Consider the following 26,538-nt stretch of genomic DNA (forward strand, 5'->3'; position numbering starts at 1 on the left):
GCCGTTACCAGGACTGCGTGCGGCAGCGATAGAAGGCCTGGTTGCGAAGAACCCCCGTGCACCAGGGGCTCTTCAGGCGGACCACGATCCGCCGCTTGCGCGGTGTGCCGGGTGATTCCGCGCCTGTCGCAACTGAATTCCTGGCGCCTGCGGTGCCGGATCGCCTCGCCTGCGGCGGGTTGGCGGCACGCTTGGCCGTCATCGATCCCAGCGCATTGAAGGAGCTAACCAGTTCATCGTCGAGGCGCGAGATTTCCGGCGGCGCCGGCCGGAATTCGAATCGATTGCCGGTGGTCAGCATGATCGTCGCGGTTACCAAGCCGACCGCGCAGCAGGCGAGCGCGGCCGTCATCCAGCGATATTCGAGAGTCTCCTGGTCTAGAGACCTTTGCATCGACGCAACACTCCCGGCGCAGTCTCGCCGGCGCTCGCAATCAACGGGTCACGACCACCGTCAGGCCAGTCATGGTCACCGGCTGGCCCGCCTTGATGACGCCGGCTGTTGCCGCCGGAGCCTCGACGCGCGAGCCGATGGCGAGGGCAGTCATGGCTATCGCGGTGATCAATGCCATCACCACGATCTTGAGATGGGTGCTCCGGTCTGCACTACGGATCGAGTGGTTCATCGCCGCCTCCGAACATCCAGCAGTCAGCTTTCCCTTAGGCGCGACAACCGCCCATTGAAATTTCGTGTGTTGCCTTAAGGAGGTTCACGTAGGTGGCCGCCGGAGTGGAGCGAAAATCCGCGTAAAGCGTGCATTTCGCCTAAAGCATTGTCATTACGTAATTTTTCTTCGATCGCCTCTAGTACGAGAACATCATCTTCTTGTTGACTGGAGCGTTTGATTTGTACATATGTACAAATATAATGATCAAGCTGGACGGGAAAAAGATGCGCAAACCCAACATGCGCGAAGCAATCCTGGCAGCCGCCGAGGAGCTGTTCTCGACCAACGGCTTCAACGCGGTGTCGGTGCGAGACATTGCGCAGGCGGCGGGCGCCAATCCCGGCAGCGTGACCTATCACTTCAAGACCAAGGACGGCCTGCTGCTGGAGATCTACCAGCGCCACTGCGTGCCGATGAACCTTCGCCGTTCCGAACTGCTGGAGGCGGCCAAGCGCGTGCGCGACCTGAAGGACCGGCTGGAAGCGATCGTGCGGGCCTATGTGCTGCCGGCATTCTCATCCGGCAGCGACCTTGCCGGCGGCGGCGCGCGCTTCACGCGGCTGCGCGCGATCATGTCGGCCGAGGGAAATGACGTGACGCGGCGTATCATCGCGCAGACCTTCGACGACACCAGCCACGCCTTCATCGACGCGATCCACGAGAGCCTGCCGCACGTGCCGCGCACCGAGATCGTCTGGCGCAGCCATTTCCTGCTCGGTGCGCTCTACTACACGCTGGTCACGCCGGAGCGCGTGTCGCGGCTGTCGCGCGGCGAGGCCGACGGCGCCGACGCGGGCGAGGCGATCGAGCAATTGGTGCAGTCGACTGTTGCTTCGCTGCAGGCGCCGCCGCTCGAGCGGCCCGCACCGGCGCGCAGGCGGTCGGCGGCGGGTGCGCCTGCCAATGCAGGGCCGGCCTAGCGCCGGAGCATGATCCCGACCCGAAGGGCCGCGTTAGCGAAAAGTGGGAACCGGTTTTCGGAAACGATCATGCTCAAACGAGACAAGTCAACCGAGCAGGCGGGAATGCGAACCCGCCGCCAATAAGGGAGAGACAAAGTGATCATCGACGTCCACGGCCACTACACCACCGCGCCGAAGGCGCTGGAGGATTGGCGCAACAAGCAGATCGCCGGGATCAAGGATCCCGCGGCGAAGCCGAAGGCGAGCGACCTGAAGATCAGCGACGATGAGCTGCGCGATTCCATCGCCAACAACCAGCTCAGGCAAATGAAAGAGCGCGGCAGCGACCTCACGCTGTTCAGCCCGCGAGCCAGCTTCATGGCGCATCACATCGGCGATTTCGAGGTGTCCTCGACCTGGGCTGCGATCTGCAACGAGCTGTGCTGGCGGGTGAGCAAGCTGTTCCCCGACAATTTCATCGGCGTTGCCATGCTGCCGCAATCGCCGGGCGTCGATCCCAAGACCTGCATTCCCGCGATCGAGAAGTGCATCAACGAGTACGGCTTCGTCGGCATCAACCTCAACCCCGATCCCTCCGGCGGACACTGGACCTCGCCGCCATTGTCGGACCGGCACTGGTATCCGATCTACGAGAAGATGGTCGAGCTCGACATCCCCGCGATGATCCACGTCTCGACCAGCTGCAATCCGGCCTTCCACACCACCGGCGCGCATTATCTCAACGCCGACACCACGGCCTTCATGCAGTGCCTGACCTCGGACCTGTTCAAGGACTTGCCAAAACTGCGCTTCCTGATTCCGCATGGCGGCGGGGCTGCGCCCTATCACTGGGGCCGCTTCCGTGGCCTGGCGCAGGAGATGAAGAAGCCGCTGCTGAAGGATCATCTCCTCAACAACATCTATTTCGACACCTGCGTCTATCACCAGCCCGGCATTGACCTCCTGACCAAGGTGATCCCGGTCGACAACGTGCTGTTCGCCAGCGAAATGATCGGCGCGGTGCGCGGCATCGATCCCGAGACCGGCTTCCACTACGACGATACCAAGCGCTACATCGAAGCGGCGCCATCGCTGAGCGCAGCGGATCGCAAGAAGATCTTCGAAGGCAATGCGCGGCGCGTGTTCCCGCGGCTCGATGCGGCCCTGAAGGCAAGGGGAAAGTGAGATGAGCGCTGCGATGAACGATCTAGGCGTCGTCAGGCGCAACATCGTGCGCGCCGACAAGGCGGCCGTCGCGAAGCTGTCGCGCTACGGCGTTGCCACTATCCACGAGGCGATGGGCCGCGTCGGCCTGATGCAACCCTACATGCGCCCGATCTATGCGGGCGCGCAGCTTTGCGGCACGGCAGTCACCGTGCTGCTGCAGCCCGGCGACAACTGGATGATGCATGTGGCGGCGGAAATGATCCAGCCGGGCGACGTGGTAGTCGCGGCCTGCACGGTGGAGAACACTGACGGGTTTTTCGGCGACCTCTTGGCCACCAGCTACCGTGCCCGCGGCGCCGGAGGCCTGATCATCGACGGCGGCGTGCGCGACGTGATGGACCTGACCGAAATGAAATTCCCGGTTTTCTCCCGCGCCATCAGCGCGCGCGGCACCGTGAAGGCGACGCTGGGCTCGGTGAACATTCCGGTGGTCTGTGCCGGTGCGACGGTCAATCCCGGCGACGTCATCGTGGCCGACATGGACGGCGTCGTGGTCGTGCCGGCGCGCGTCGCGCAGCAGGCGGCGGATGCGGCGGAAGCGCGCGAGGCCAACGAAGCGGACAAGCGCGAGAAGCTGGCGAACGGCGTGCTCGGGCTCGACATGTACAAGATGCGTGAGCCGCTGGCGAAGGCCGGGTTGAAATATATCGACTGAGTGGATCATGGCCGCTGACATCATGGGCATATCGTCGATGGCGACCCGCCAGATCCTGGCGGAGCTTTCCGGCGCGTACCGGCAGAAGACGGGCAAATCGGTTGCGATCGAGTCCGTCGGCGGGGTCGATGCCGCCAGGCGTATCCGCGCCGGCGAGAAGTTCGACATCGTCGTGCTGGCGGACGATGCCATGAAGAAGCTGGAGGCGGATGGCTTCCTCAAGTCCGGCAGCCGGGCGGGGTTTGCGGAGTCGTCGATTGCGGTTGCGGTGCGGGCGGGAACGAAGCGTCCCGATCTCGCGAGCGAAGTTTCGACGAAGGCGGAGGTGCTGGCCGCGCAATCGGTCGGCTATTCCACTGGGCCGAGCGGCACGCATGTGCTGAAGCTTCTGGAAAAATGGGGCATCGACCCGAAGGATACGAAAAAGGTGGTGCAGGCGCCGCCCGGCGTTCCCGTCGGCACGCTGCTGGCGCGCGGCGAGATCGAGCTCGGCTTTCAGCAGATGAGCGAGTTTCTGGAAGTGCAGGGCATCGAGGTCGCGGGGCTGCTGCCGCCGGAAATCCAATCGGTGACGCTGTTTGCCTGCGGGGTAGGCGCGCAAGCGACCAATGAGGCGGGGGCGCGCGATCTCATCGGATATCTGACCTCGCCGGATACCAATGCGACCAAATGGAAGCACGGCATGGAGCCGCCGCGGCGCGCCGGCTGAAGAGATGAGTGAAGGGTGGAAGTTGATGTCTAAACCTGTGACCGGGCCGTTCGAGAAGACCCCGGGTTGGCTGGACTGGTACGAAGGTCCGTCGAAGCCGCGCTTCAAGGTCCCGGCGGGCGCGGTCGATGCGCATTGCCACGTGTTCGGTCCGGGTGGGGAATATCCGTACGCGCCGGAGCGCAAATATACGCCCTGCGACGCCTCGCGGGCGCAGCTCTATGCGCTGCGCGATCATCTCGGCTTTTCGCGCAACGTGGTGGTGCAGGCGACCTGCCATGGCGCCGACAACCGCGCCATGGTCGACGCGCTGATCCATTCCGGCGGCAAGGCGCGCGGCGTGGCAACCGTCAGGCGCAGCGTCGGCGATGCCGAGCTGAAGGCAATGCATGAAGCGGGCGTGCGCGGCGTGCGCTTCAATTTCGTCAAGCGGCTGGTCGACTTCACGCCGCGCGACGAATTGATCGAGATCGCCGGCCGCATCGCAAGGCTCGGCTGGCACGTCGTGATCTATTTCGAGGCGGTCGATTTGCCCGAACTCTGGGATTTCTTCACCACGCTGCCGACCACGGTCGTGGTGGATCATATGGGCCGGCCTGACGTTACCAAGCCGGTCGACGGTCCTGAGTTCGAGCTGTTCGTGAAATTCATGCGCGAGCACACAAATGTCTGGTCCAAGGTGAGCTGCCCGGAGCGGCTGTCGGTGGCGGGTCCCCCGGCGCTGAATGGCGAGCAGAATGCCTACCGCGACGTGATCCCGTTCGCCCGGCGCATCGTCGAAACCTTCCCGGACCGCGTGCTCTGGGGTACCGACTGGCCGCATCCGAACCTGAAGGGGCACATGCCCGATGACGGCCTGCTGGTCGACTTCATTCCGCACATCGCGGTGACGCAAGAGCTGCAGCGCAAGCTGCTGGTGGACAATCCGATGCGGCTATACTGGCCCGAGCAATCCTGAGGAGGCAAAGCCATGTCACTCGACAAGCCCTACACCGATATTCCCGGCACGACGATCTTTGACGCCGACAAGTCGCGGGAAGGCTATCATCTGAACCAGTTCTGCATGTCGCTGATGAAGGCGGAGAACCGCGCGCGCTTCAAGGCGAACGAGCGCGCTTATCTCGACGAGTGGCCGATGAGCGAGGAGCAGAAGCAGGCGGTGATGGCCCGCGACCTCAACCGCTGCATCGCGCTCGGCGGCAACATCTACTTCCTTGCCAAGATCGGCGCCACCGACGGCAAGAGCTTTCAGCAGATGGCCGGCAGCATGACCGGCATGACCGAAGATCAGTATCGCGACATGATGGTCAAGGGCGGCCGCTCCATCGAGGGCAACCGCAAGACCGGGGAGAAGAAGTGATGGCCCGTATCAGCTCCAGCGTCTACACCTCGCACGTGCCGGCGGTCGGTGCCGCGCTCGACCTCGGCAAGACCGCCGAGGCCTACTGGCAGCCGGTGTTCAAGGGCTACGACTTCTCCAAGCAATGGGAGAAGGAACAGAAGCCCGACGTGATTTTCCTGGTGTTCAACGATCACGCCACAGCCTTCAGCCTCGACCTGATCCCGACCTTCGCGATCGGCACGGCGGCGGAATTCCAGCCGGCCGACGAGGGCTGGGGGCCGCGCCCGGTGCCGAAGGTGATCGGGCATCCGAAGCTTGCCGCTCACATCGCGCAGTCGGTGATCCAGGACGATTTCGATCTCACCATCGTCAACAAGATGGATGTCGACCACGGTCTCACCGTTCCGTTGAGCCTGATGTTCGGACAGCCGCAGGCCTGGCCGTGCCCGGTGATCCCGTTTGCGGTCAACGTCGTGCAGTATCCGCCGCCCTCGGGCCGGCGCTGTTTCATGCTGGGGCAGGCGGTCCGCAAGGCGATCGAGTCCTATGACGAGCCGCTCAACGTGCAGATCTGGGGTACCGGCGGCATGAGCCACCAGCTGCAGGGCCCGCGCGCCGGCCTGATCAACAAGGAGTGGGACACCGCGTTCCTCGACCGGCTGATCGATGATCCCGAAGGGCTCTCGAAGATGCCGCATCTCGAATATGTGCGCGAAGCCGGCAGCGAAGGCATCGAGCTCGTGATGTGGCTGATCGCGCGCGGCGCGATGAGCGACCTCAGGGGCGGCAAGAAGCCGACGGTGCGGCACCGCTTCTACCACGTGCCCGCGAGCAACACCGCGGTCGGCCATCTGATCCTGGAGAACAACTGATATGGCCAAGGCTATCAAGGTCGCGCTCGCAGGAGCGGGCGCGTTCGGCATCAAGCATCTCGACGGCATCAAGAACATCGACGGCGTCGAGGTGGTGTCGCTGGTCGGCCGCCGGCTCGAACCCACCAAGGAGATTGCCGACAAGTACGGCATCAAGCATGTCTCGACGGAACTTACCGACAGCCTCGCGCTGAGGGAAGTCGACGCCGTCATCCTTTGCACGCCGACGCAGATGCATGCGAGCCAGGCGATCGACTGCATGAAGGCCGGCAAGCATGTGCAGGTCGAGATTCCGCTGGCGGATTCGCTGGCCGACGCGCAGGCGGTGGTCGATCTGCAGAAGAAGTCGGGACTTGTGGCGATGTGCGGCCACACCCGCCGCTTCAATCCGAGCCACCAATGGGTGCGCAGGAAGATCGTCGCCGGTGAATTCAACATCCAGCAGATGGACGTGCAGACCTTCTTCTTCCGCCGCACCAACATGAACGCGCTGGGCCAGCCGCGCAGCTGGACCGACCATCTGCTCTGGCACCATGCCGCGCACACCGTCGACCTCTTTGCCTATCAGGCGCGCTCGCCGATCGTGAAGGCCAATGCGGTGCAGGGGCCGATCCACCCGGCGTTGGGCATCGCCATGGACATGTCGATCCAGCTCAAGGCTGCGAATGGTGCCATCTGCACGCTCAGCCTGTCCTTCAACAATGACGGACCGCTCGGCACCTTCTTCCGCTACATCGGCGACACCGGCACCTATATCGCCCGCTACGACGATCTCGTGAACGGCAAGGAAGAGAAGATCGACGTCTCCAAGGTCGACGTATCGATGAACGGCATCGAGCTGCAGGACCGCGAGTTCTTTGCCGCGATCCGCGAAGGCCGTGAGCCGAATTCGAGCGTCGCCCAGGTGCTGCCTTGCTATCAGGTGCTGCACGATCTCGACCGGCAGCTCGCAGCCGGATAGCCGCCGACGTCATGCCCGGGCTTGTCCCGGGCATCCACGTTCTTGGCAGCCATCCGAAGGAAAGACGTGGATGGCCGGGACAAGCCCGGCCATGACGATCCCTTCTTTCTGAAGCTGACCAGGAATACTGCCCAATCCCTTCGCGCCAAATTTGATCTGGCGCAAAGCGCAAGCTGCTTCCCGACCCCAAGAAAAGAAGAGGGGAAACCAGGGAGCAGAAGACCATGCCGAGCCAAAAATCACGGCAACCGGTGCCGGGCACCACCATCTTCGACGGCGAGCAGGCCCGTAAGGGCTATGCGCTCAACAAGATGTGCTACTCGTTCAACGACGCCGCCAACCGCAAGTCCTTCGTCGCCGACGAGGACGCCTACTGTGCGAGGTACGGCCTCAATCCGCAGCAGCGCGAGGCGATCCGCAACCGCAATGTGCTGCAGCTGCTCGAAGCCGGCGGCAACGCCTACTACCTCGCCAAGTTTGCCGGCATTTTCGGCCTCGACATGCAGGACATCGGCGCCCAGCAAACCGGCCTGAGCAAGGATCAGTTCAAGGCCAAGCTTCTCGCGGCACGGGGATAATCATGGCAAAGATCGTCGGCACCATCACCACCTCCCACGTTCCCGCCATCGGCGGCGCCATCGCCAAGGGGCTGCAGAGCGATCCCTACTGGAAGCCCTTCTTCGACGGCTTCCCGCCCGTGCGCGACTGGCTTGCGAAGGTGAAGCCCGATGTCGTCGTGCTCGTCTACAACGATCACGGGCTCAACTTCTTCCTCGACAAGATGCCGACATTCGCGATCGGCGCGGCTGCCGAGTACCGCAACGCCGACGAGGGCTGGGGCATTCCGACGGTGGCGCCCTTCCGCGGCGATCCGGAATTGTCGTGGCACATCATCGAATCCCTGGTGGCCGAGGATTTCGACCTCGTGACCTGTCAGGAGATGGTGGTGGATCATGCCTTCACCTTGCCGATGGCGCTGTGCTGGCCCGACCAGAAATGGCCGGTGCGCACCGTTCCGGTGGTAGTGAATACGGTCCAGGCGCCGCTTCCCTCCGCGAAGCGCTGTTACAAGCTCGGCCAGGCCCTCGGGCGCGCGATCGCGTCATGGCCAAAGGACGAGCGGGTCGTCGTCATGGGAACGGGCGGACTTTCGCATCAGCTCGATGGCGAACGCGCCGGCTTCATCAACAAGGATTTCGATCTGAAGTTCATGGACAGCATGGTTAACGATCCCGCCTGGGCGACGAAATACTCCACCGTCGAACTCGTCGAACTGTCGGGCACGCAGGGCGTTGAGCTGCTCAACTGGGTGGTCGCGCGCGGCACGCTGCCGGAAAAGGTCAGCAAGCGGCAGGCCAACTATCACATTCCGATCTCGAACACGGCGTCGGGCCTGATGGTGCTCGAACCGGCTTGAGGCCGGCCACCGTTGCGGAAGTGCGCTCGTCTCGCGGGGCGGGCCAATCACGCGCCCTTGATGGAGATCAATGCCATGCATGATATCATGCATAGCGTTGGTCCTGTCATAGTGGAGTGATTTTCATGAGGATGCTGTCCCTGACTGTCGGCCTCGTGGCCGCGCTCTTTGCCACCGGTGCTGCCGCGCAATCGGTCGACCTCTCCGGCCGGTATAATTGCATTGCCATGTGCCGGGGCGAGTACCAGCCCTATGTCACCCAGAACGGACCCGAGCTGAACGTGGTCACCGAGGCCGGCGTTCCCTCGCGGGCCTGGCCGGACTGGTACTTTCCGACGACGCGGATCTGGGTCGATGTCTTGAATCAGAGCGCGGTGTATACGCCCGATGGCCTGGTGATCCAGTTCGACAGCGGCACGGTCTGGCGTCGTGACATTCCTCCGCCGCCCCCGCCGCCGCCCGTTCGCCGCCGCCGTTGATTGCGGGTACGGTCTTTCGAGGCGCGTTATCCGGTCGCGCGCCTCGAGGTTCAACCGATCCGAACCACCATCTTGCCGAGCGCGGCGCGGGTCTGCATGGCCTTGAAGGCGTCGCGAAAATTCTCGAAGGCGAAGACCTGACCCACCACGGGCACGAGCCTGCCTTCGCGCAGCCAGGTGAGGAGCTGCGCGGTGACGCGCCGCTCCGCTTCGGGCTCCCTGCGGGCGATCTGCGCGATATCGACGCCAGTGAGCACACCGCCCTTGAGCAGCGGCAGGTTGAAGGGCAGGGCCGGGATCTTTCCCGCGGCAAAGCCGACCACGAGATGGCGTCCGTTCCAGGCGATGGAGCGGAACGCCTGCACCGACACGTCGCCGCCGACGGGATCGTAGATCACGTCCGCGCCATGGTTGCCGGTCAGTTCCTTCAGCACATCGCGCCAGTTGGCTTGCGTGTAGTCGATCGTCGCATCGGCGCCGTGGCTTTCGGCGAACTTCCGCTTTTCTTCGCTTGAGGCCGCAGCGATCACGCGGGCGCCCAGGAGCTTGCCGACCTGCACCGCGGCAATGCCGACGCCGCCGGCGGCACCCAGCACCAGCAGGATTTCGCCCGACTTGAGCGAGCCGCGCTCGGCCAGCGCATAGAGCGCGGTGAGATAGTTGGCGCGGAAGGCGGCGGCGACTTCCGGCGCAATGCCGCCGGGAATTGCGGTCAGCGTCGCGGACGGCACCACGATATATTCGGCGAGCGCGCCCGAGCGCGCCATTCCCATCACGCCCTGTCCCGGCGCAAGGCCGGTAACGCCGGCACCGGCGGCATCGACGAGCCCGGCAAATTCCGTTCCCGGCGTGAAGGGCAGGGCGTCCTTCGTCTGGTAGAGGCCCTGCACCTTCAGCCCGTCGACGAAGCCGATGCTGGCGGCCTGCACCTTGACGCGCACCTGCCCGGCGCCGACGTCGGGCAGCGGAACGTCCCTCAGCGGAATGTTGTCGATGGAATCATACTGCTCGACGACGACGGCTTTCATGCTGATCCCTGGTCGCTTCCCCTGCAGGCGGTCTATCGCGAATTCGCCCGCAATTGTAGGGTCGGCAAAGCGAAAGCGTGCCCGCCTTCACGAGCGGAGTGCTGAGGGTGGGCACGGCGCGAGACGCCTTTGCCCACCCTACGACTTTTTCTGCCGACGCGGGTTTCGTCAGCTGACGCGGCGCTCGCGGTTCTCCCAGAACGGCTTGCGCAGCTCGCGCTTGAGGATCTTGCCGGCGCCCGAGAGCGGCAGCGGCTTGTCGGTGATCTCGACGCTGCGCGGACATTTGTAGCCTGCGATCAGCGTCTTGCAGAACTCCATCAGCTCGTCCGGCGTCGCGCTCGCGCCGGGCCTGGCAACCACGACGGCATGGACCTGCTCGCCCCAGCGCTCGTTGGGGATGCCGATCACGGCGCATTGCGCCACGGCCGGATGCTGCGCCAGCGCGTTCTCGACCTCGGCGGAATAAATGTTCTCGCCGCCGGAGATGATCATGTCCTTGACGCGGTCGACAACGTAGACGAATCCGTCCTCGTCCATGTAGCCGCCGTCGCCGGTATGCATCCAGCCGTCGATGACGGCTTTGGCGGTTTCCTCCGGCCGTTCCCAATAGCCCATCATCACATTGTCGCCGCGCACGGCGATCTCACCGACGGTGCCGGTGGGAAGCGTCTTGTCGTCGCTGTCGACAATCTTGATCTCGCAGCCGAGCGTGACGCGGCCGGCGGCGCGATGCCGGCCCTTGGCGCGGCCTTCGCCGATGTGCTCCCTCCAGTGCAGCAGCGTGGCGATCGGCGACAACTCCGTCATGCCGTAGGCCTGGGTGAACTGGACGTTGGGCAGCGCCTTCATGGCGCGGCCCAGCACGGCCTCGCTGATCGGCGAGGCGCCATAGGCGATGCCCCTGAGCGAAGACAGGTCATAGTCGCCGAGCTTCGGATGATCGACGAACATCTGGATCATGGTCGGCACCAGCAGCGTGTCGGTGACGCGATTGCGCTGGATCGCGGCGGCGACGCCGTCGGGCGTAAAGCCCTGGATGACCACGTTGGAGCCGCCGCTGAGCAGGATCGAATACATCGCCGCGCCATTGGCGAGGTGGAACATCGGCGCGGCATGCAGATAGGTGGCGGTGCTCGGCCACAGCCCTTCGCCGAGCGCGTTCAGCGCGTTCACCATCAGATTGCCATGGCTGAGCATGACGCCCTTGGAACGGCCGGTGGTGCCGCCGGTATAGAAGATGCCGCAGAGATCGGCGCTCTCTCGCATCGCGTCCGGCATCGGCGCGCTGCGCTCGATCAGCTTTTCGTAATTGTCCATGCCCGCGGGCGTCTCGCCGTCATCGGCATAGACGAGCTTCAGGCCCGGGATCGCTTTCGCAAGCGCGCTGCCGACCGGGGCAAAGGCCTTGTCGACGAAAAGGATACCGGCGCGGCAATCGCGCATGGCGTCCTCGTTCTCGAGCGGGCTCCAGCGGATGTTGAGCGGCACGATCACGGTGCCGGACCAGCCGGCCGCAAGATAGAGCTCGAGATAGCGGTCGGAGTTGAGCGACAGGATGGCGACTCGGTCGCCGGCCTGCGCGCCCATCGCACGGATGCCGGCCGCCAGCCGCGCCACGCGGTCGCCGACCTCGCGCCAGTTTCTGCGCCGGTCGCCATAGACGATGGCGAGGCCGTTCGGATTGATCTGCAGCGCGCGCCGCAGGCCATGGGTGATGTTCATCGCGTTCCTCCACGCACTCGTTTCACGCTTGCCGGCGGTTTTCCCGCCTTCTTCCTCAACTGTTTCGCGGCCAGCCCCTCGGTGAGGCGAATGGCAAATTCCTTTGCGATCTCCTCCGCGGGCAAGGCGCCGCGCGGCTGGTACCAATGACCGATCCAGTTCAGCGAGCCCGCGATGGCGAAGGCCGACAGCTTGATGTCGCAAGGCCTGATCGAGCCGTCGGCAATGCCGTCCGTGATGTAGGCGCGGAAGGCGCGGTCGATCTTCTTCTTCGCCGTGCGCACGATCTTGCGGTTGTGCTCGGTGAGGTCACGGACGTCGAAGCGCACCAGGCTCTTGCCGTAATCCGTCGTCATCACCTCGGCATAGCGCACGATCAGCTTGCGCAGCTTGGTGAGGCCCGTGCCGCCGCCCGAGTCGATCTCGGCGATGCAGTCGTCGACGCGTTCCTGGCCGATCGCCCAGCACTCGTAGAGGATCTCGTCCTTGCCGCGGAAATAATTGTAGAGCGCGGGCTTGGTGATGTTGAGCCGCTCGGCGACGTCGTTGAGCGTGGTGCCGTGATAGCCCTGCTCGAGAAAAAGCTGCACCGCCGTGCGCAGCACGGCCTCGCGCTTCGCGTCGCGGGCGCGGCGGCGGCTCTCGAACGGCATCCAGGGCGATTGGTGGGCTGCGGAGGCGGGCGATCCGTCCATGTTGCGAAGTTCTGTTGCGGCGTTGACTCGGGGCGCTCGTCTCGTATATTACCCATGGGTAAGAAATAGTCCAGCGGGTAATTTTCGGGAGGACAATCAATGACGTCTCGCACTGCGGTCGCCGGTGTCGGCATGATCCCCTTCGTCAAGCCCGGCGCCAACGCGCCGTATCACGTGATGGGCGCGGAGGCGGCCAAGCTGGCGCTGGCCGACGCCGGCATCGATTACGGCAAGGTGCAGCAGGCCTATGTCGGCTATGTCTACGGCGACTCCACCTGCGGGCAGCGTGCGCTGTATCCGGTGGGCATGACCGGCATTCCGATCGTCAACGTCAACAACAACTGCTCGACCGGTTCGACCGCGCTGTTCCTGGCGCGGCAGGCCATTGAGTCCGGTGCGGCCGACTGCGTGATGGCGCTCGGCTTCGAGCAGATGAAGCCCGGCGCACTCGGCGCCGTCTTCACGGATCGTCCCAGTGCCTTCGACGAGTTCGACGCGGCAGCGGACAAGTTGGTCGATGCGCCCGGCGTGCCGCTGGCGCTGCGCTATTTCGGCGGCGCGGGGCTCAGCCACATGAAGAAATACGGCACGCCGCTCTCGGCGTTTGCAAAGGTGCGGGCGAAAGCGAGCCGGCATGCCAAGAACAATCCGCTGGCGCTGTTCCGGAAGGAAGTAACCGCCGATGACGTGATGAACGACCAGGTGATCTGGCCCGGCGTGATGACCCGCCTGATGGCCTGCCCGCCGACCTGCGGCGCGGCGGCGGCGATCCTGGTTTCGGAGAAGTTCGCGAAGGCCCATGGATTGCGTAGCGACGTGCGTATCCGCGCGCAGGCGATGACGACGGATACGGCGTCCACCTTCGGCGCCGGCGACATGATGCAGGTCGTCGGCTTCGACATGGCGCGCGATGCCGCCAACAAGGTCTATGAGGCGGCCGGCATCGGGCCGGAGGATCTCGACGTGGTCGAGCTGCACGACTGCTTTGCCCACAACGAGCTGATCACCTATGAGGGGCTTGGACTGTGCGGGGAAGGCGAGGCGGCGCGCTTCATTGACGATGGCGACAATACCTATGGCGGCCGTATCGTGACCAATCCCTCCGGCGGCCTGCTGTCGAAGGGGCACCCGCTCGGCGCCACGGGCCTTGCGCAATGCTACGAGCTGACGCGGCAATTGCGCGGCACCGCGCAGGCGACGCAGGTCGAGGGCGCGCAGATCGGTTTGCAGCACAATCTCGGGCTCGGCGGCGCTTGTGTCGTGACGCTCTACGAGCGCGTCTGAACATGGTCGATCAATCCGCCGTCGGGCGTGAGTTCACGCCGGTCACCGCGCGCGTCGAGCCGGGACGCCTGCGCTTCTTCCTGAATACGCTCGGGGAGGGCAATCCGCTCTATCGCGACGAGAAGGCGGCGCGGGCGGCCGGTTTCAGCGCGCCGCCGGTGCCGCCGACCTATCTCTTTTGCCTCGAGATGATGGATGCGACCGAGCCGTTCGAGTTCCTGACCGCGCTCGACATCGACCTCGCCCGCGTGCTGCATGGCGAGCAGCGCTTCGACTATTTCGCGCCTGTCGTCGTCGGCGACGTGCTGACGTTCCGGCCGCGCGTCACCAGCGTGACCGACAAGAAGGGCGGGGCGATGACATTGATCGTCGTCGAAACCAAGGTCACCAACCAGGACGGCGTGCATGTTGCGGATACTTCCCGCACCGTCGTCGTGCGCAATCCGAGGCCGTCATGAGTGCGACACAGCCAAAGCTGGGCGAACGCATCGTCCACAAGGAATTCCCGCCGATCACGCGGCATCGTCTTGCGCTCTATTGCGGGGCGTCTGGCGATCACAATCCGATCCACGTCGATCTGGATTTCGCCAAGAAGGCCGGTTTCCCCGACGTGTTTTCGCATGGGATGCTGGTCATGGCCTATCTCGGCCAGGCGCTCACCGACGCGGTGCCGGCCTCGCGCATCCGTTCCTTCTCGACGCGCTTTGCCGCGATTACGCAGCTTGGCGCGAAGCTGACCTGCGAGGGTACGGTCGCCGAGCTCATGGAGCACAACGGCGAGAAGCAGGCGCGGATAGCGCTGACCACGAAAGACGAGACCGGCGAGATCAAGCTCGCCGGCGAAGCTGTTATCGCGTTGTGAGAGAAGGGATCCCATGTCGAAACTGAAGGGAAAAGTCGCGCTCGTCACCGGTTCGGGCCGCGGCATCGGCCGCGCCATTGCGCTGAAGCTGGCGAGCGAGGGTGCAAGGCTCGTGGTCAACGACCTCGACGCCGCGCCGGGCGATGCGGTCGCAGCCGAAATCGAGGCCGCGGGCGGCGAGGCCGTCGCGGTAAATGGCAGCGTGTCGGAAGCGGGCTTTGCCGATCGCTTCGTTGGCGCGGCCCTGTCGAACTTCGAGGGCCTCGATATCATCATCAACAATGCCGGCTACACCTGGGACGCCACCATCCAGAAGATGACCGACGAGCAGTTCCAGGCGATGCTGGACGTGCATCTCGTCGCACCTTTTCGCATCCTGCGCGCGGCGGCCGAGCCGATCCGGGTGATGGCGAAGAAGGAAGCGGAAGCCGGGCGCGAGGTGTTCCGCAAGGTCGTCAACATCTCCTCGATCGCCGGGCTTTACGGCAATGCCGGGCAGGCGAGCTATTCCTCCGCCAAGGCATCGCTGGTGGGCCTGACGCGAACGCTTTGCAAGGAGTGGGGGCGCTACAAGGTCAATGTCAATTGCGTCGCCTTCGGCCTGATCAATACCCGCCTGACCCAGGCGATCGAGGCGCAGCAGAAAACCATCGATGTCGCCGGCCGCGACATCAAGGTCGGCGTCCAGCCGCAGATGCTGGAAGCGATGGGGCGGATGATACCGCTCGGCCGCGGCGGCACCCCGGAAGAGGCGGCGGATGCGGTTTATCTGTTCTGCAGCCCGGAATCGAACTACATCAGTGGTCAGGTGATCGTCGCCGGCGGCGGTCTCATCATCTGAATCGGGGTCTGTTATGCAATATCGTTCTTCCTGGATGACCGAGGAGCTGGACACGTTCCGCGACCAGTTCCGCAAATTCCTCGCCAAGGATCTTCTGCCGCATGCCGAGAAATGGCGCAGCCAGAAGATGGTCGACCGCTCGGCCTGGCGGGGACTGGGCGAGATGGGCGCGCTCTTGCCGAGCGTGCCGGAGGAATATGGCGGGCTGGGCGCCACCTTCGCCTATGAGGCGGCGGTGCTGGAGGACGTCGAAAGCGTGGTGCCGGAAGTCACCACCGGCGTCTCCGTGCATAGCCCCATCGTCGCTCACTACATTCTCAACTATGGCTCGGAAGAGCAGAAGAAGCGCTGGCTGCCGAAGATGGCGACCGGCGAGATGGTCGCCGCCATCGCCATGACCGAGCCCGGCACCGGCTCGGATCTGCAGAGCGTCAAGACCACGGCGAAGAAGCAGGGCAATTCCTACGTCATCAACGGCCAGAAGACTTTCATTACCAACGGCCAGGCCGCCGATCTCGTGATCGTGGTGGCGCGCACCGGCGGGCCGGGCGGCAAGGGCCTGTCGCTGATCGTGGTGGAGACCGCGGGCGCCGAAGGCTATCGCCGCGGGCGCAACCTCGACAAGATCGGCCTGCATGCTTCCGACACGTCGGAGCTGTTCTTCGACAATGTCACGGTGCCGCCGGAGAACCTGCTCGGTAACGAAGAGGGCCGGGGCTTCGTGCAGCTGATGCAGCAGTTGCCGCAGGAGCGGCTGTCGCTCGCCATCGGCGCGGTCGCCTCGATGGAGCGCGCGGTCAGGATCACCGCCGACTACACCAAGCAGCGCACCGCGTTCGGCAAGCCGCTGATCGAATTCCAGAACACCGCCTTCAAGCTTGCCGAGCGCAAGACGGAAGCCATGATCGCCCGCGTCTTCGTCGACTGGTGCGTCGAGCGGCTGGTGGCCGGCGATCTCGATACCGTCACCGCCTCGATGGCGAAATGGTGGTGCTCGCAGAAGCAGGTCGAAACCGCGGACGAATGCCTGCAGCTGCACGGCGGCTACGGCTACATGCAGGAATACCCGATCTCGCGGATGTTCATCGATTCCCGCATCCAGAAAATCTACGGCGGCACCAACGAGATCATGAAGCTCCTGATTTCGCGGTCGCTGTAATTTATTGCATTCCGCCGAACCCTTTTCGATTCGGCCGCCCTCTAGGGGATTTGGACCCCATTTGCCGGAGGGAACAGCCATGATCGGAGCCGAGCCGCAACTGGTGGAGGCGGCGCGCAGCGGCGATGCCGCCGCCGTCGAGCGCCTGCTGGTCGTCTGCCAGCCCGATTTGCGGCGTTTTGCGCGGCGCGCCTGCTCCAGCGGTGAGGATGCCGAGGACGCGGTGCAGATCGCGCTGTGGCAGCTCTATCGCAAGATCGGCGCGCTGCGGGCGGCGGCGACCTTCGCCACCTGGATGTTCCGCATCATCGAGCGCGAATGCTACCGCCTGTTCCGGGTCCGCAGCCGGCTGCAGGCGCTGGACGACTCGTTGGACAGGATGCTGCAGCAGGAGCCGCTGCCGGTCGAACTGCGCCGGGACTTGACCGCCGCAATCGCGTCGCTGCCGGCGATCTATCGCGAGGTGCTGATCCTGCGCGACATCGACGAACTGACCGCGCCGGAGGCGGCCGATCACCTGAAAATCTCCATCGATGCCGTGAAGAGCCGGCTGCACCGCGCCCGGCAGATGATGCGCGAGCATTTGCTGGCCAGCGGCTATCTCGCGGTCGAGCCAGGCTAGTTGAACGCCATGCCGCCGCTCATCGCGATGGTCTGCCCGGTCATGTAGGGGTTGTCGATCAGCATCATCACCGCCTTGGCCACTTCCTCCGGCTGGCCGAAGCGGCCGAGCGGGATGCGGCTGACGAGCTGCGGCTCGCCCTTCATCATGTCGGTCTCGATCAGCGAGGGCGCCACCGCGTTGACGGTGATGCCTTCCTTGACGAGGCGGGCGGCATAACCCCGGGTCAGGCCCTCTATGCCGGCCTTCGAGGCATTGTAGTGCGGGCCGATCGCGCCGGCGCCGCGGGCAGCGCCCGAGGAAATGTTGACGATGCGGCCCCATTGCTTTGCGCGCATGCCTGGCAGCACGGCCTGGGTGCAGAGGAAGGCCGATTTCAGGTTCACCAGCATGGTCTGGTCGAAATCGGCTTCGGTCAGGTCCTCGACGCCGCGGACGATGGCGATGCCGGCATTGTTGACGAGGATGTCGATCGGGCCGAGCTCGCTGCTGGCGCGCTGAACCATGGCCGTGACGGCGTCGGGCTTGGAGACGTCGGCACCAACGGCAATCGCGCGGCCTCCGGCCTTGACGATTTCCTTCGCAAGGGCGTCGGCTTCCGCTGCCCGCTCGCGATAGTTGACGGCAACGGAGCAGCCGGCCTCGCCCAGCGCCTTGACGATTGCTGCGCCAATGCCGCGCGAGCCACCGGTCACCAGCGCGACATGGCCGCGCAAACTGAACGTCCTCATCGGATTCTCCTTCAGGCTGAGCCGAGCAGCACAACGCCCGCAATGATGGTCGCGCACCCCGCCACCCGCCAGGCATTGACGGGTTCGCGCAGGATCAGCATGCCAAAGATGGCGCCGATCATCATCGACATTTCGCGCGCCGGCGCCACCAGGCTGAGCGGGGCGCCCATGTCAACGGCGGTCAACACGAGGATATAGGACAGCGGCGAGAACAGGCCGACGCCGACCGCGAGCCACCAGTGACCCTTCATCCTTTCCCTGGCATAGGCGACGTTCTTCAGCACCAGCGGCGCCATCATGAAGAAGCGCAGGAAGTTGGAGGACCAGTCGAGCAGCACCGGGTGGATGCCGAGCACCTTGACGCCGTAGCCGTCCACCACCGTATAGGCGGCGATCAGGGAGCCCGTTCCAAGTCCCCAGCGCACGCCTTCCTGGCCCTTGGGCTGGTGGAAAGCGGCAAGATTGCCCTGGGTCGAGATGCAGCCGATCCCGGCGACGACCGCGACGAGGCCGAGCACGCCGAGCCAGGTCGGCGGCTCCTGCAGCAGGAGGAAGGCGCCGACCGAGGAGAACAGCGGACCGGTGCCGCGCGCAATCGGATAGACCACACTGAGGTCGGCGACCTGGTAGCCGCGCTGCAGGCAGAGGGTATAGCCGAGATGGATGACCGCGCTGACCAGAAGGCAGAATACGATCGGCCAGTTCCAGACCTGCTCGCGGGTCGCCAGCAGCCAGATCACCCAGGGCAGATAGGCGACGCATGCCACCACATTGTAGGCGAAGACGAACGCGGGGCCGCCGGAGGCCGCGCGTTTCGCGAGCAGGTTCCAGGTCGCATGGATCAGCGCGGCAAGAACGACGAGGACGAGGGGAACAAGCGACATGAGACCTCCGGGGCGTGCTGCCCGCGAGATTGATCTCGACGTCTCCTCCTCTGGGCTTTTGCCCCTCGGGTGCAGCCGCGGGTTCTTTGAGGCCGCGGTCTCCGCAACGCTCGGACCAGCAACGGCGAAGGCCGTCCGGAACCCTAGTTGCCACTCGGTCGATCGAGGAAAAATATCCTCCGAAGCGGTGGCATGGTCAACCCGCAATTGCCTGATATCACGGGCCTATGCAGCTAGGCCTGTCACTTCACCTGAGCTTTCAGCGAAGTCGCGAACACCTCGTAGCGCACGGTCTTGCCGGCGAACTGATGCGATGGCTTCGGGGTGTCGAGCAGGGGCGCTGCGCGGAGCGGCCATTTCAGCACGACGCGCTCGCGCGCCGAGGCCAGTGCAATCCGCATCAGCTCATCCGCGTCTTCATCGGCACCGACGATGGCGGAAAGCTGCCGCATCTCCTGCTTCACCAGCGCCGTATTGCGGCGCGGCGGATGCATGGGGTCGACAATGACGACATCGGGCTTCAGTTCCGGCAGGCGGTCCCTGGCATCGCCGTGGATCAGGGTCATGCGTCCGACGACTTCGGCCAGCTCCGGAGATTCGGCGGCGGCGCGGGCAAGCGCGTCCTTCAGCAACGCATGCACCTCGGCGGAGCGCTCCAGCAGCGTGAGGGTTGCTCCGGCCGACGCCAGCAAAAAAGCATCGCGGCCAAGGCCGGCCGTTGCATCGACGATCGAGGGAATGCGGTCGCGCTTGATCCCGGCCGCGCGGACGAGGGGATGGCCGCGCTCGCCGCCTCGCCGGAATCGGTAGCCGACGGCGCCGCCGGCAAAATCGACACGTGGCTGGTCGATCTTTCCAGTCATCGCTAGCCCGGCCAGCATTGCCCGCCGCCGTCGACCCGCAGCACCTGCCCGGAGACGAAGGCGGCCATGGGACCGGCGAAGAACTCGACCACGCGCGCGACCTCATCGACGGTGGCGATGCGGTCGAGCGTGCCGGTCTCGACCATGCGTTTCTCGTCGACTGCGCGCGTGCCGAGGAAGCGGCCGGTGCGGGTGTCGCCCGGCGCGACGCAGTTGACCGCGATGTCGTAGGGACGGAGCTGGTCGGCCAGGCAGCGGGTGTAGTGGGTCATGCCGGCTTTCGCCACCGCATAGATCGAGGAATTGGTACGGCCCTTGAAGGCGGCGACCGAGCCGATGGTCACGATGCGGCCACCCCGGCGCTCCATCATGCCGCGGGCCACCGCCTGGCAGGTCAGGATGGTGGCGAGTAAATTGCGGTCGAGCACCGCGCGCACGTCTTCCTCCTTGATGGTGACGGCGTCGTTCGGGTTGGGCTTGCCGCCGGCGGCCGCGATGTCGCCGCCGGCATTGTGGACGAGGATGTCGATCGGCCCGAGCGCTTTTTCGGTCTCGGCTACCACTCTGGCGATGTCAGCAGCCTTGGTGAGATCGCCAAGCACGCGCTGCGTACGGACGCCGTACTGCTCGCCGACCTCCTGCGCCACCGCCGTGAGCGTCGTGCCCTCGCCATATTCTGCCGGGCCGTTCTCGCGCATGCCGTGGATGGCGACATCGGCGCCGAGCGAAGCCAGTTTTTCGGCGAAGGCGCGACCAAGCCCGCGGCCCGCGCCGGTGACCAGCGCGACCTTGCCGCCAAGCGTTTTTTCGTCATGCGATGCCATGATTCTTGTTCTCCTTGTTGAATTTCAGTCGGCGGCGAGATCCATGCCGATGGCGAGCGCCTGCACCAGGCACATCGGCGCCACCAGCGTGCGCAGAGCCGGCTCCGGCATGTCCTGAATCTCGAATACCACGCTCGCGCCCTGGACGATCGGGCTCAGCAGGCTGTCGGTAATGGAGATAGCGGGCACGCGCTTGGCGACGAGTTCGGGAAACAGCCGCGCCGTGTCCGGGTAGTAGTTGCGAAAGCTGATCGCGACCAGGGCGTCTTCCGGCGTCGCGGCGTGCGACTGCTCATGAATGCTGCCGCCGATGCCGTCCAGCAGCACGACGCGCCGGCCGAGCTTGCGCAGCACATAGGCAAGATGGGTGGCGACGGGAAACGAGCCGCCGAGTCCGAGCAGGTAGATGTCGCGCGCCTTCGCCAGGATGGCGGTCGCAGCGTCAAGTTCACGCGCGTGGACCGACTGGCTCAACGTCACCAGCGCCGACTGCGCTTCCGACACGAACCGCGAGAGCACCGCCGCCGGCTTGCGGCCGAGCACCGATTTCTCTTCGCTCTTCATTCGGGCGAGGCGCGCCTTGTAGCTCGGGGCCACACCGGCAACGAGGCGCGTACGGAAGACCTGCTGCATCTCGGTGAAGCCGCCGAAGCCGAGCGCGTGTGCGAAGCGGACGATGGCCGAGGGAGGCACCCCGGAACGTTCCGCCACTTCGGCGACGGTGCCGAGTGCCACATCGGTCGGATGGTCGAGCACGAATTCCGCGATCTGCTGCAGGCGGCCGGACAGCGCGCGGTGCTTCTGCGCGATCGCGCCGCGCAACTCGTCATAGCTCATGGCGCCGGATGGCTTGTTCATCGGGGAGGTCTCTCCAGATCGGTCACCCCCTTTTAGCGGTATTCCGCCGGTTGGATCAAATATTCTACTTTACATAATAAATGGAATATATATTCTAACATCCAACCGGAAAAACCTGGGACGGGAGGAAGCGATGAAAAGGCACCTGGTTTCGCGGCGTGGCGTGCTGAAGGGCAGCCTGATGGCGAGCGTGATCGGCGGCACCGGCAGCTTCTTCGGCCCCTGGCAGGAAAATCGCGCCTTCGCGCAAGGGCCCAAGCCGATCAAGCTCGGGCTGACCTGCGACGCCAGTGGCCAGTACGGCAACAGTGGCCAGGACGACCTCCGCGGCATCAAGATGGCAATCGACGAGTCCAACGCGGAAGGCGGCCTTCTCGGGCGGAAGATCGTGTGGACCACCGCGGACACCGAGACGACGCCCGCCACCGGCAGCCGCATCGCCGAACGCTTCATCACCCGCGAGGACTGCACCATCCTGATCGGTGCGATCCATTCCGGCGTCGCCAACGCGATCACCCAGGTCGCGGCCAAGTATGGTGTGATCTATCTCAACACCAATTCCTCGGCGCCGAGCGAGGCGGGCGAAAATTGCTCGCGCATCAAGTTCGTGTGGGACGGCAACGGCACCAATTTCTCGAAGGCATCGGTGAAGAATGCCGTCGATTCCGTCGGTAAGAACTGGATGCTGCTCACCAACGACTATGTCTGGGGCCACACGACCGCGGCTGCGACCAAGGCGCAGGTCGAGGGCGCCGGCGGCAAGATCATGGACAACCTGCTGGTGCCGCAAAATACCCGCGACTTCACCGCCTATCTTCTCAAAATCCAGCAAGCCAAGCCGGATGTGGTGGCGACCGCGATCGGCGGCGACGACATCAAGGCGTTGCGCGAGCAGGTCGCCCAGCTCAAGCTCGACGGCAAACCGGCGTGGATCAACAACCAGCAGGACTGGCCCGACGTATGGGGTGCGCCCGACAGCCTGTTCGGCGTGTTCGGCACCACTTGGTATCATAAGCTGCCTCTACCCGGCGTCGCCAATTTCGTGAAGAAGTGGCAGGCCGCCAACAAGGACGGGCCGATCCCGGTGCCCGGCAACGTCTCGTACAACGGTTACATGGCGACGCGCGAGCTGTTGCGCGCAATCGAGCGGGCCGGTTCGACCAACAATGTCAGGATCATCAAGGAACTCGAGAACCTGAAGATCAGTGCGACCGACCGCATGCAGCATTTCGACGCTTACATGGACCCTGCGACGCATCAGATGCAGCAGACGATCTATCTGGCCCGGCGTAACGCCAAGCCGGCCGACAACACCGACCTCTACGAGATCATCAGCTGGACCGGGCCGAAGGCTGCGACAGACGAAGCGGCCGCGGCCAAGTGCAAGCTCGTCCCCTACGATCAGGTGCCGACCGTCGATTCCTGAGACTGCCCGGCATCGTCGACATCCTGCGGCGCGCGTCCGGTGCACCGCAGCGCCGTCCCATGAAGGCGCCAATCCCTGCAAGGCCCAAACGCTTGTTCGATCTCCTTCCGCACATCCTCAATGGCCTGACGCTGGGCCTGCTGTTCGCACTCATTGCGCTGGGCTTCATGCTGATCGTCGGTTTGATGGAGCAGATCAACCTGGCGCATGGCTCGCTGTTCGCGCTCGGCGCCTATATCGCGATGCAATTGACGGGAACGCGTCCGCCGCTGCCGGCAGAACTGGCCAGGGCGTGGCTCGCGCTGCCGCTGGGATGGCGATATGCGGCGACGCTGATCATCGCGCCGGTCCTCGTCAGCCTCGTCGGTATCGTGATCGAGCTCTGCATGCGGCGGACCTATGGCAAGGATCCGCTCTACGGACTCCTTCTGACCTTTGGCGCAGCGATGGTGATCGAGGAATTGATCCGCCTGGTGTGGGGCACGCGCGACTACGTGCTGCAAGTGCCGCAGGCCGTCAGCGGAGGTTTCCTGTTCGGCGATCTGATCTGGTCCACCTATCGCTTCTATGCGGCCGGCATCGCGGCCGGAATCATCGGGCTGGTCTGGCTGCTGATCGAGAAGACCTCGTTCGGCGCCACGGTGAAGGCGGGCGCGCATGACAGCGAGATCGTGCGCGCGCTCGGTATCAATCTGTCGCGGCTGCGGCTCCTGGTGTTCGTATTCGGCACCATACTGGCGGCGGTTGCCGGCATCATCGTTGCACCGATCTGGGGTATCCGGCCGCATATGGGCGTCGATGCCGTCATTCCAGCCTTTCTCGTGATCGTTCTCGGCGGCGTCGGCAGCTTCTGGGGCGCGGTCGTCGCCGGACTTCTAGTCGGCCTGTGCGTCGGTCTGTCCGGCGCCTACGCGTCCGAATGGTCGTTGCTGTCGATGTATATCCTCCTCGTTGTCGTGGTGACGTTTCGCGCCCGCGGCCTCTGGGGCAAGAAGAGCGTGCTCGAGGCCTGACGATGATTGCCGCCCCTACCAATTCGCCCGACGCCGCGCGCCTCGTCACGCCCGCGATGCTTGTGCTCTGGCTCGTGCTCGCGACAGTGCCGTTGTGGATCGCCCGGGTCGGGCTTTATCCCTATCTCGGCATCGAGATCCTGATCTGGTCGCTTTACGCGCTCGCCTTCAATCTGGTGCTCGGCACTGCCGGACTGCCATCGTTCGGGCATGGCGCCTATTTCGGTATCGGCGCCTACGCGTTCGGACTTTGCCAGTTCGACGTCGTCGCCAATCTCTGGATTTGCCTCGCCGCTGCGGCAGTGGCCGCGGGGCTTGCCGGCGCGCTGGTCGCGCTGTTCATCTCGCACCGCCGCGGCATCTACTATGCGTTCATGACCATCGCCTTCGGCCAGATTTTCTGGACGCTGGCCATCAAGTCCCATCGCCTCACGGGCGGCGAGGACGGCCTTCTCAAGATCAGGCGCCTGCCGGCGGATTTTGGCTTCGTCTCGTTCGATCTCAACGACAACGTCGCCTTCTACTACTTTGTGCTCATCGTATTCGCGATCGGCATCGCGGGTCTGTGGCGGCTGGTGCATTCGCCCTATGGCCGCGTCATCGCGGCGATCCGCCAGAGCGAAATCCGCGCCGCGCATCTCGGCTACAATGTATGGCTCCACAAGGCGTCGATCTTCGCCCTGTCTGCAGCGGTATCGGGCTTCGCCGGCGGTTTGTTCGCGATGGCGCAGCTCGCCGCTTTCCCCGATGTGATGAGCCTGCATCAATCCGGCTACGTCGTGATGATGACGCTGGTCGGCGGCGGCCTCGTCAGCTTCTGGGGACCCGTCGTCGGCGTTTTCCTGTTCCTGACCGCCCGGGACGTGATCGGGGCGCTGACCAACGCCTGGATGCTTTATTTCGGCCTGCTGTTCATGGCGATCGTCCTGTTCCGTCCCGAAGGGATTGCCGGCGCGGTCTCCGCGGCGCTGCATCAGCATTCGCTCGGCGCGCTGCGCGAGCGCGGCAACTCCGCGATGCGGCTCCTGTTCGGAGGCGGTCGATGAGCATGATCGAGGCCACGGGCGTACATGTCCGTTTCGGTGACCGTGTCGTGCTGGAGAGCGTCGACCTCGCGGTGGCCGAGGGAGAATTTCACGGCGTGATGGGGCCGAACGGCGCCGGCAAGACTACGTTCTTCAACGTGCTCACCGGCCGCGTCAAGCCGAGCCGCGGTGCAATCCGGCTCGGCGGCGAGGACGTCACCGGCCTCAGTGTGCATCGCATCGCCGCCAAGGGCGTCGCCCGCTCGTTCCAGATCATGACGCTGTTCGACGAGTTCTCGGCCAGCGACAATGTGATGATGGGGCTCCCGGAGTTCCGTGCACGCGGGCTCGATTTGGCGCATGCCGCGGCCGGCAACCGGCAATTCGCAGCCAAAGCGTCGGAAGGGCTGGCCGCGGTCGGGCTGGCGGAGAAGGCGGATGTTCGGGCCAAGGATCTGTCCTATGGCGATCGCCGTGCGCTGGAGATCGCGGTCGCGCTGGCGCAGGAGCCGCGCGTGCTTTGCCTGGACGAGCCGACCTCCGGCCTCGGCTCCGACGGCGTGCAGCGGCTGACGGCACTGGTCGCACGGCTCAAGGGCAAGCTGACCATTGTCGCAATCGAGCACGACATGGAGTTTCTGTTCTCGCTGGCAGACCGCATATCGGTGATTCATTGGGGGCAGGTGGTGGCCCGCGGCACGCCGCACGAACTGCAGCAGAATGAATGGGTCCGGCGATCCAACCTCGGGAGGTTCGCTTGATCCTCGAAGTCGACGGCATCGATACCTTTTACGGCGAGACCCAGGCGCTGTTCGGCGCTTCGCTTGCGATCGAGCCCGCCAGGGTTTTCGCGCTGCTCGGTCCCAACGGTGCCGGCAAGACCACCATGCTTCGCTCGATCCTTGGGCTGACGCGCCCGCGCCGCGGAACGGTCAAGTTCGATGGCCGCGACGTGACGCGAAGCGCCACCCATGAAATCGCGCGTGACGGCATCGGCTGGGTGCCCGACGACCGGCGGCTGTGCCCGACCCTGACGGTGGCGCGCAACCTCGGCATCGCCCAGAAGCGCACGCGCTTTCGCTACTGGAGCGTCAAGGAGGCCTGCGCGATCTTCTCGCCGCTGGAATATCTGATGGAGCGCGAATGCGAAAATCTCTCCGGCGGCGAGATGCAGATGGTGGCGATTGCGCGCGCGCTGGTCGGCTCGCCCGGGCTGGTGCTGTTCGACGAGCCGAGCCAAGGGCTGGCGCCAAAGATCGTCGGCGACGTGCTCGCTACCATCGTGCGGATGAAGGAAGAGGGAATCGCCTCGCTGGTCGTCGAGCAGAATGCCGAGATTGCCTTGTCGGTCGCCGACCAGGCCGCTGTGATCGACCGTGGCCGGATCGTCTGGGCCGGTGCGGCGACTGCCCTTCGCGATGACCGCGCGCTGCGTCAGCGCCTGCTTGGAGTTCAATAGTGGCGGC

The 26,538-nt window shown here is 64.7% G+C and carries 32 protein-coding genes; 22 read left to right on the forward strand and 10 right to left on the reverse strand.

Going from position 1 to position 26,538, the window contains the following annotated elements:
• Positions 1 to 4: 4 nt before the first annotated feature.
• On the reverse strand, positions 5 to 394 hold the full coding sequence (locus tag HZB49_RS24300; RefSeq protein ID WP_291615984.1) for a hypothetical protein: 390 nt from the start codon (positions 392 to 394) through the stop codon (positions 5 to 7).
• Positions 395 to 434: 40 nt separating this feature from the next.
• Positions 435 to 626, reverse strand: coding sequence for a hypothetical protein (locus HZB49_RS24305; protein WP_291615985.1), 192 nt, complete (start codon positions 624 to 626; stop codon positions 435 to 437).
• 266 nt (positions 627 to 892) lie between these two features.
• Here HZB49_RS24305 and HZB49_RS24310 point away from each other — a divergent pair, with 266 nt between their 5' ends.
• The 11 genes from HZB49_RS24310 (at position 893) to HZB49_RS24360 (ending at position 9,232) form a co-directional block, all read left to right on the forward strand.
• The gene (locus HZB49_RS24310; RefSeq protein WP_291615987.1) at positions 893 to 1,588 is read left to right on the forward strand and encodes a TetR/AcrR family transcriptional regulator; all 696 of its coding nucleotides are present in this window, start codon (positions 893 to 895) and stop codon (positions 1,586 to 1,588) included.
• A gap of 138 nt (positions 1,589 to 1,726) precedes the next feature.
• Complete coding sequence (locus HZB49_RS24315; RefSeq protein WP_291615989.1) at positions 1,727 to 2,755, forward strand: amidohydrolase family protein; 1,029 nt, start codon at positions 1,727 to 1,729, stop codon at positions 2,753 to 2,755.
• Position 2,756: 1 nt separating this feature from the next.
• The gene (ligK, locus tag HZB49_RS24320; RefSeq protein ID WP_291615991.1) at positions 2,757 to 3,452 is read left to right on the forward strand and encodes a 4-carboxy-4-hydroxy-2-oxoadipate aldolase/oxaloacetate decarboxylase; all 696 of its coding nucleotides are present in this window, start codon (positions 2,757 to 2,759) and stop codon (positions 3,450 to 3,452) included.
• Between the two features lie 7 nt (positions 3,453 to 3,459).
• On the forward strand, positions 3,460 to 4,161 hold the full coding sequence (locus HZB49_RS24325; RefSeq protein WP_291615993.1) for a substrate-binding domain-containing protein: 702 nt from the start codon (positions 3,460 to 3,462) through the stop codon (positions 4,159 to 4,161).
• A gap of 25 nt (positions 4,162 to 4,186) precedes the next feature.
• Positions 4,187 to 5,119, forward strand: coding sequence for an amidohydrolase family protein (locus HZB49_RS24330; protein WP_291615995.1), 933 nt, complete (start codon positions 4,187 to 4,189; stop codon positions 5,117 to 5,119).
• Between the two features lie 12 nt (positions 5,120 to 5,131).
• On the forward strand, positions 5,132 to 5,521 hold the full coding sequence (gene ligA, locus HZB49_RS24335; protein WP_291615997.1) for a protocatechuate 4,5-dioxygenase subunit alpha: 390 nt from the start codon (positions 5,132 to 5,134) through the stop codon (positions 5,519 to 5,521).
• Entirely contained in the window at positions 5,521 to 6,375 is an 855-nt protein-coding gene (locus tag HZB49_RS24340) for a class III extradiol dioxygenase subunit beta (RefSeq protein ID WP_291615999.1), read from the forward strand. Before ligA ends, HZB49_RS24340 begins: the two co-directional genes overlap by 1 nt.
• 1 nt (position 6,376) lies before the next feature.
• Positions 6,377 to 7,336, forward strand: coding sequence for a Gfo/Idh/MocA family oxidoreductase (locus HZB49_RS24345; protein ID WP_291616001.1), 960 nt, complete (start codon positions 6,377 to 6,379; stop codon positions 7,334 to 7,336).
• A gap of 224 nt (positions 7,337 to 7,560) precedes the next feature.
• On the forward strand, positions 7,561 to 7,914 hold the full coding sequence (locus HZB49_RS24350) for a protocatechuate 4,5-dioxygenase subunit alpha (RefSeq protein WP_291616003.1): 354 nt from the start codon (positions 7,561 to 7,563) through the stop codon (positions 7,912 to 7,914).
• 2 nt (positions 7,915 to 7,916) lie between these two features.
• Positions 7,917 to 8,753 (forward strand): class III extradiol dioxygenase family protein, encoded by an 837-nt coding sequence (locus HZB49_RS24355; RefSeq protein WP_291616005.1) that lies wholly within the window; start codon positions 7,917 to 7,919, stop codon positions 8,751 to 8,753.
• Between the two features lie 125 nt (positions 8,754 to 8,878).
• Positions 8,879 to 9,232, forward strand: coding sequence for a hypothetical protein (locus tag HZB49_RS24360; RefSeq protein ID WP_291616007.1), 354 nt, complete (start codon positions 8,879 to 8,881; stop codon positions 9,230 to 9,232).
• Positions 9,233 to 9,282: 50 nt separating this feature from the next.
• On the opposite strand, the gene HZB49_RS24365 is transcribed toward HZB49_RS24360, so the two are convergent.
• The 3 genes from HZB49_RS24365 to HZB49_RS24375 all read right to left on the reverse strand — a co-directional run bounded on the left by HZB49_RS24365 (position 9,283) and on the right by HZB49_RS24375 (position 12,680).
• Entirely contained in the window at positions 9,283 to 10,260 is a 978-nt protein-coding gene (locus tag HZB49_RS24365) for an NADPH:quinone oxidoreductase family protein (RefSeq protein WP_291616009.1), read from the reverse strand.
• A gap of 168 nt (positions 10,261 to 10,428) precedes the next feature.
• Complete coding sequence (locus tag HZB49_RS24370; protein ID WP_291616011.1) at positions 10,429 to 11,985, reverse strand: long-chain fatty acid--CoA ligase; 1,557 nt, start codon at positions 11,983 to 11,985, stop codon at positions 10,429 to 10,431.
• Positions 11,982 to 12,680, reverse strand: coding sequence for a TetR/AcrR family transcriptional regulator (locus HZB49_RS24375; protein WP_291616013.1), 699 nt, complete (start codon positions 12,678 to 12,680; stop codon positions 11,982 to 11,984). Before HZB49_RS24375 ends, HZB49_RS24370 begins: the two co-directional genes overlap by 4 nt.
• Before the next feature lie 99 nt (positions 12,681 to 12,779).
• Between HZB49_RS24375 and HZB49_RS24380 the strand changes: the two genes are divergently transcribed.
• From HZB49_RS24380 to HZB49_RS24405, 6 genes are all read left to right on the forward strand, one after another.
• A complete protein-coding gene (locus HZB49_RS24380) occupies positions 12,780 to 13,964 on the forward strand; it encodes a lipid-transfer protein (RefSeq protein ID WP_291616014.1) in 1,185 nt (394 codons plus the stop codon).
• A gap of 2 nt (positions 13,965 to 13,966) precedes the next feature.
• On the forward strand, positions 13,967 to 14,422 hold the full coding sequence (locus tag HZB49_RS24385) for a MaoC family dehydratase N-terminal domain-containing protein (protein ID WP_291616016.1): 456 nt from the start codon (positions 13,967 to 13,969) through the stop codon (positions 14,420 to 14,422).
• The gene (locus HZB49_RS24390) at positions 14,419 to 14,826 is read left to right on the forward strand and encodes a MaoC family dehydratase (protein WP_291616018.1); all 408 of its coding nucleotides are present in this window, start codon (positions 14,419 to 14,421) and stop codon (positions 14,824 to 14,826) included. The genes HZB49_RS24385 and HZB49_RS24390 overlap by 4 nt, the downstream gene beginning before the upstream one ends.
• A gap of 13 nt (positions 14,827 to 14,839) precedes the next feature.
• Positions 14,840 to 15,667, forward strand: coding sequence for an SDR family oxidoreductase (locus tag HZB49_RS24395; RefSeq protein ID WP_291616021.1), 828 nt, complete (start codon positions 14,840 to 14,842; stop codon positions 15,665 to 15,667).
• A gap of 13 nt (positions 15,668 to 15,680) precedes the next feature.
• Entirely contained in the window at positions 15,681 to 16,826 is a 1,146-nt protein-coding gene (locus HZB49_RS24400; RefSeq protein WP_291616023.1) for an acyl-CoA dehydrogenase family protein, read from the forward strand.
• Positions 16,827 to 16,905: 79 nt separating this feature from the next.
• Positions 16,906 to 17,448: a sigma-70 family RNA polymerase sigma factor gene (locus tag HZB49_RS24405; protein ID WP_291616025.1), complete on the forward strand. Its 543-nt coding sequence runs from the start codon at positions 16,906 to 16,908 to the stop codon at positions 17,446 to 17,448.
• Here the strand turns inward: HZB49_RS24405 and HZB49_RS24410 are convergent.
• The 5 genes from HZB49_RS24410 to HZB49_RS24430 all read right to left on the reverse strand — a co-directional run bounded on the left by HZB49_RS24410 (position 17,445) and on the right by HZB49_RS24430 (position 21,608).
• Positions 17,445 to 18,179: a 3-oxoacyl-ACP reductase family protein gene (locus HZB49_RS24410; RefSeq protein ID WP_291616027.1), complete on the reverse strand. Its 735-nt coding sequence runs from the start codon at positions 18,177 to 18,179 to the stop codon at positions 17,445 to 17,447. The genes HZB49_RS24405 and HZB49_RS24410 overlap by 4 nt on opposite strands.
• Before the next feature lie 11 nt (positions 18,180 to 18,190).
• Positions 18,191 to 19,063, reverse strand: a complete 873-nt coding sequence (locus tag HZB49_RS24415; protein WP_291616029.1) for a DMT family transporter — start codon at positions 19,061 to 19,063, stop codon at positions 18,191 to 18,193.
• A 242-nt stretch (positions 19,064 to 19,305) separates the two neighbouring features.
• The gene (locus HZB49_RS24420; protein ID WP_291616031.1) at positions 19,306 to 19,926 is read right to left on the reverse strand and encodes a class I SAM-dependent methyltransferase; all 621 of its coding nucleotides are present in this window, start codon (positions 19,924 to 19,926) and stop codon (positions 19,306 to 19,308) included.
• 2 nt (positions 19,927 to 19,928) lie between these two features.
• Positions 19,929 to 20,750, reverse strand: a complete 822-nt coding sequence (locus HZB49_RS24425) for an SDR family NAD(P)-dependent oxidoreductase (protein WP_291616033.1) — start codon at positions 20,748 to 20,750, stop codon at positions 19,929 to 19,931.
• A gap of 24 nt (positions 20,751 to 20,774) precedes the next feature.
• Positions 20,775 to 21,608: a MurR/RpiR family transcriptional regulator gene (locus HZB49_RS24430; protein WP_291616035.1), complete on the reverse strand. Its 834-nt coding sequence runs from the start codon at positions 21,606 to 21,608 to the stop codon at positions 20,775 to 20,777.
• Positions 21,609 to 21,741: 133 nt separating this feature from the next.
• Between HZB49_RS24430 and HZB49_RS24435 the strand changes: the two genes are divergently transcribed.
• The 5 genes from HZB49_RS24435 to HZB49_RS24455 are packed head-to-tail and all read left to right on the forward strand — an operon-like array spanning position 21,742 to position 26,531.
• Positions 21,742 to 23,034 carry an ABC transporter substrate-binding protein gene (locus HZB49_RS24435; RefSeq protein WP_291616037.1) on the forward strand — a complete coding sequence of 431 codons (1,293 nt, stop codon included), beginning with the start codon at positions 21,742 to 21,744 and terminating at the stop codon, positions 23,032 to 23,034.
• Positions 23,035 to 23,093: 59 nt separating this feature from the next.
• Entirely contained in the window at positions 23,094 to 24,047 is a 954-nt protein-coding gene (locus HZB49_RS24440) for a branched-chain amino acid ABC transporter permease (RefSeq protein WP_291616039.1), read from the forward strand.
• Positions 24,048 to 24,049: 2 nt separating this feature from the next.
• Complete coding sequence (locus HZB49_RS24445; protein ID WP_291616042.1) at positions 24,050 to 25,093, forward strand: branched-chain amino acid ABC transporter permease; 1,044 nt, start codon at positions 24,050 to 24,052, stop codon at positions 25,091 to 25,093.
• Positions 25,090 to 25,833 (forward strand): ABC transporter ATP-binding protein, encoded by a 744-nt coding sequence (locus tag HZB49_RS24450; protein ID WP_291616044.1) that lies wholly within the window; start codon positions 25,090 to 25,092, stop codon positions 25,831 to 25,833. The genes HZB49_RS24445 and HZB49_RS24450 overlap by 4 nt, the downstream gene beginning before the upstream one ends.
• A complete protein-coding gene (locus HZB49_RS24455) occupies positions 25,830 to 26,531 on the forward strand; it encodes an ABC transporter ATP-binding protein (protein ID WP_291616046.1) in 702 nt (233 codons plus the stop codon). Before HZB49_RS24450 ends, HZB49_RS24455 begins: the two co-directional genes overlap by 4 nt.
• Positions 26,532 to 26,538: the final 7 nt, after the last annotated feature.

Source organism: Bradyrhizobium sp. (assembly GCF_016219575.1).
In the GTDB taxonomy this organism is placed as follows: domain Bacteria; phylum Pseudomonadota; class Alphaproteobacteria; order Rhizobiales; family Xanthobacteraceae; genus Bradyrhizobium.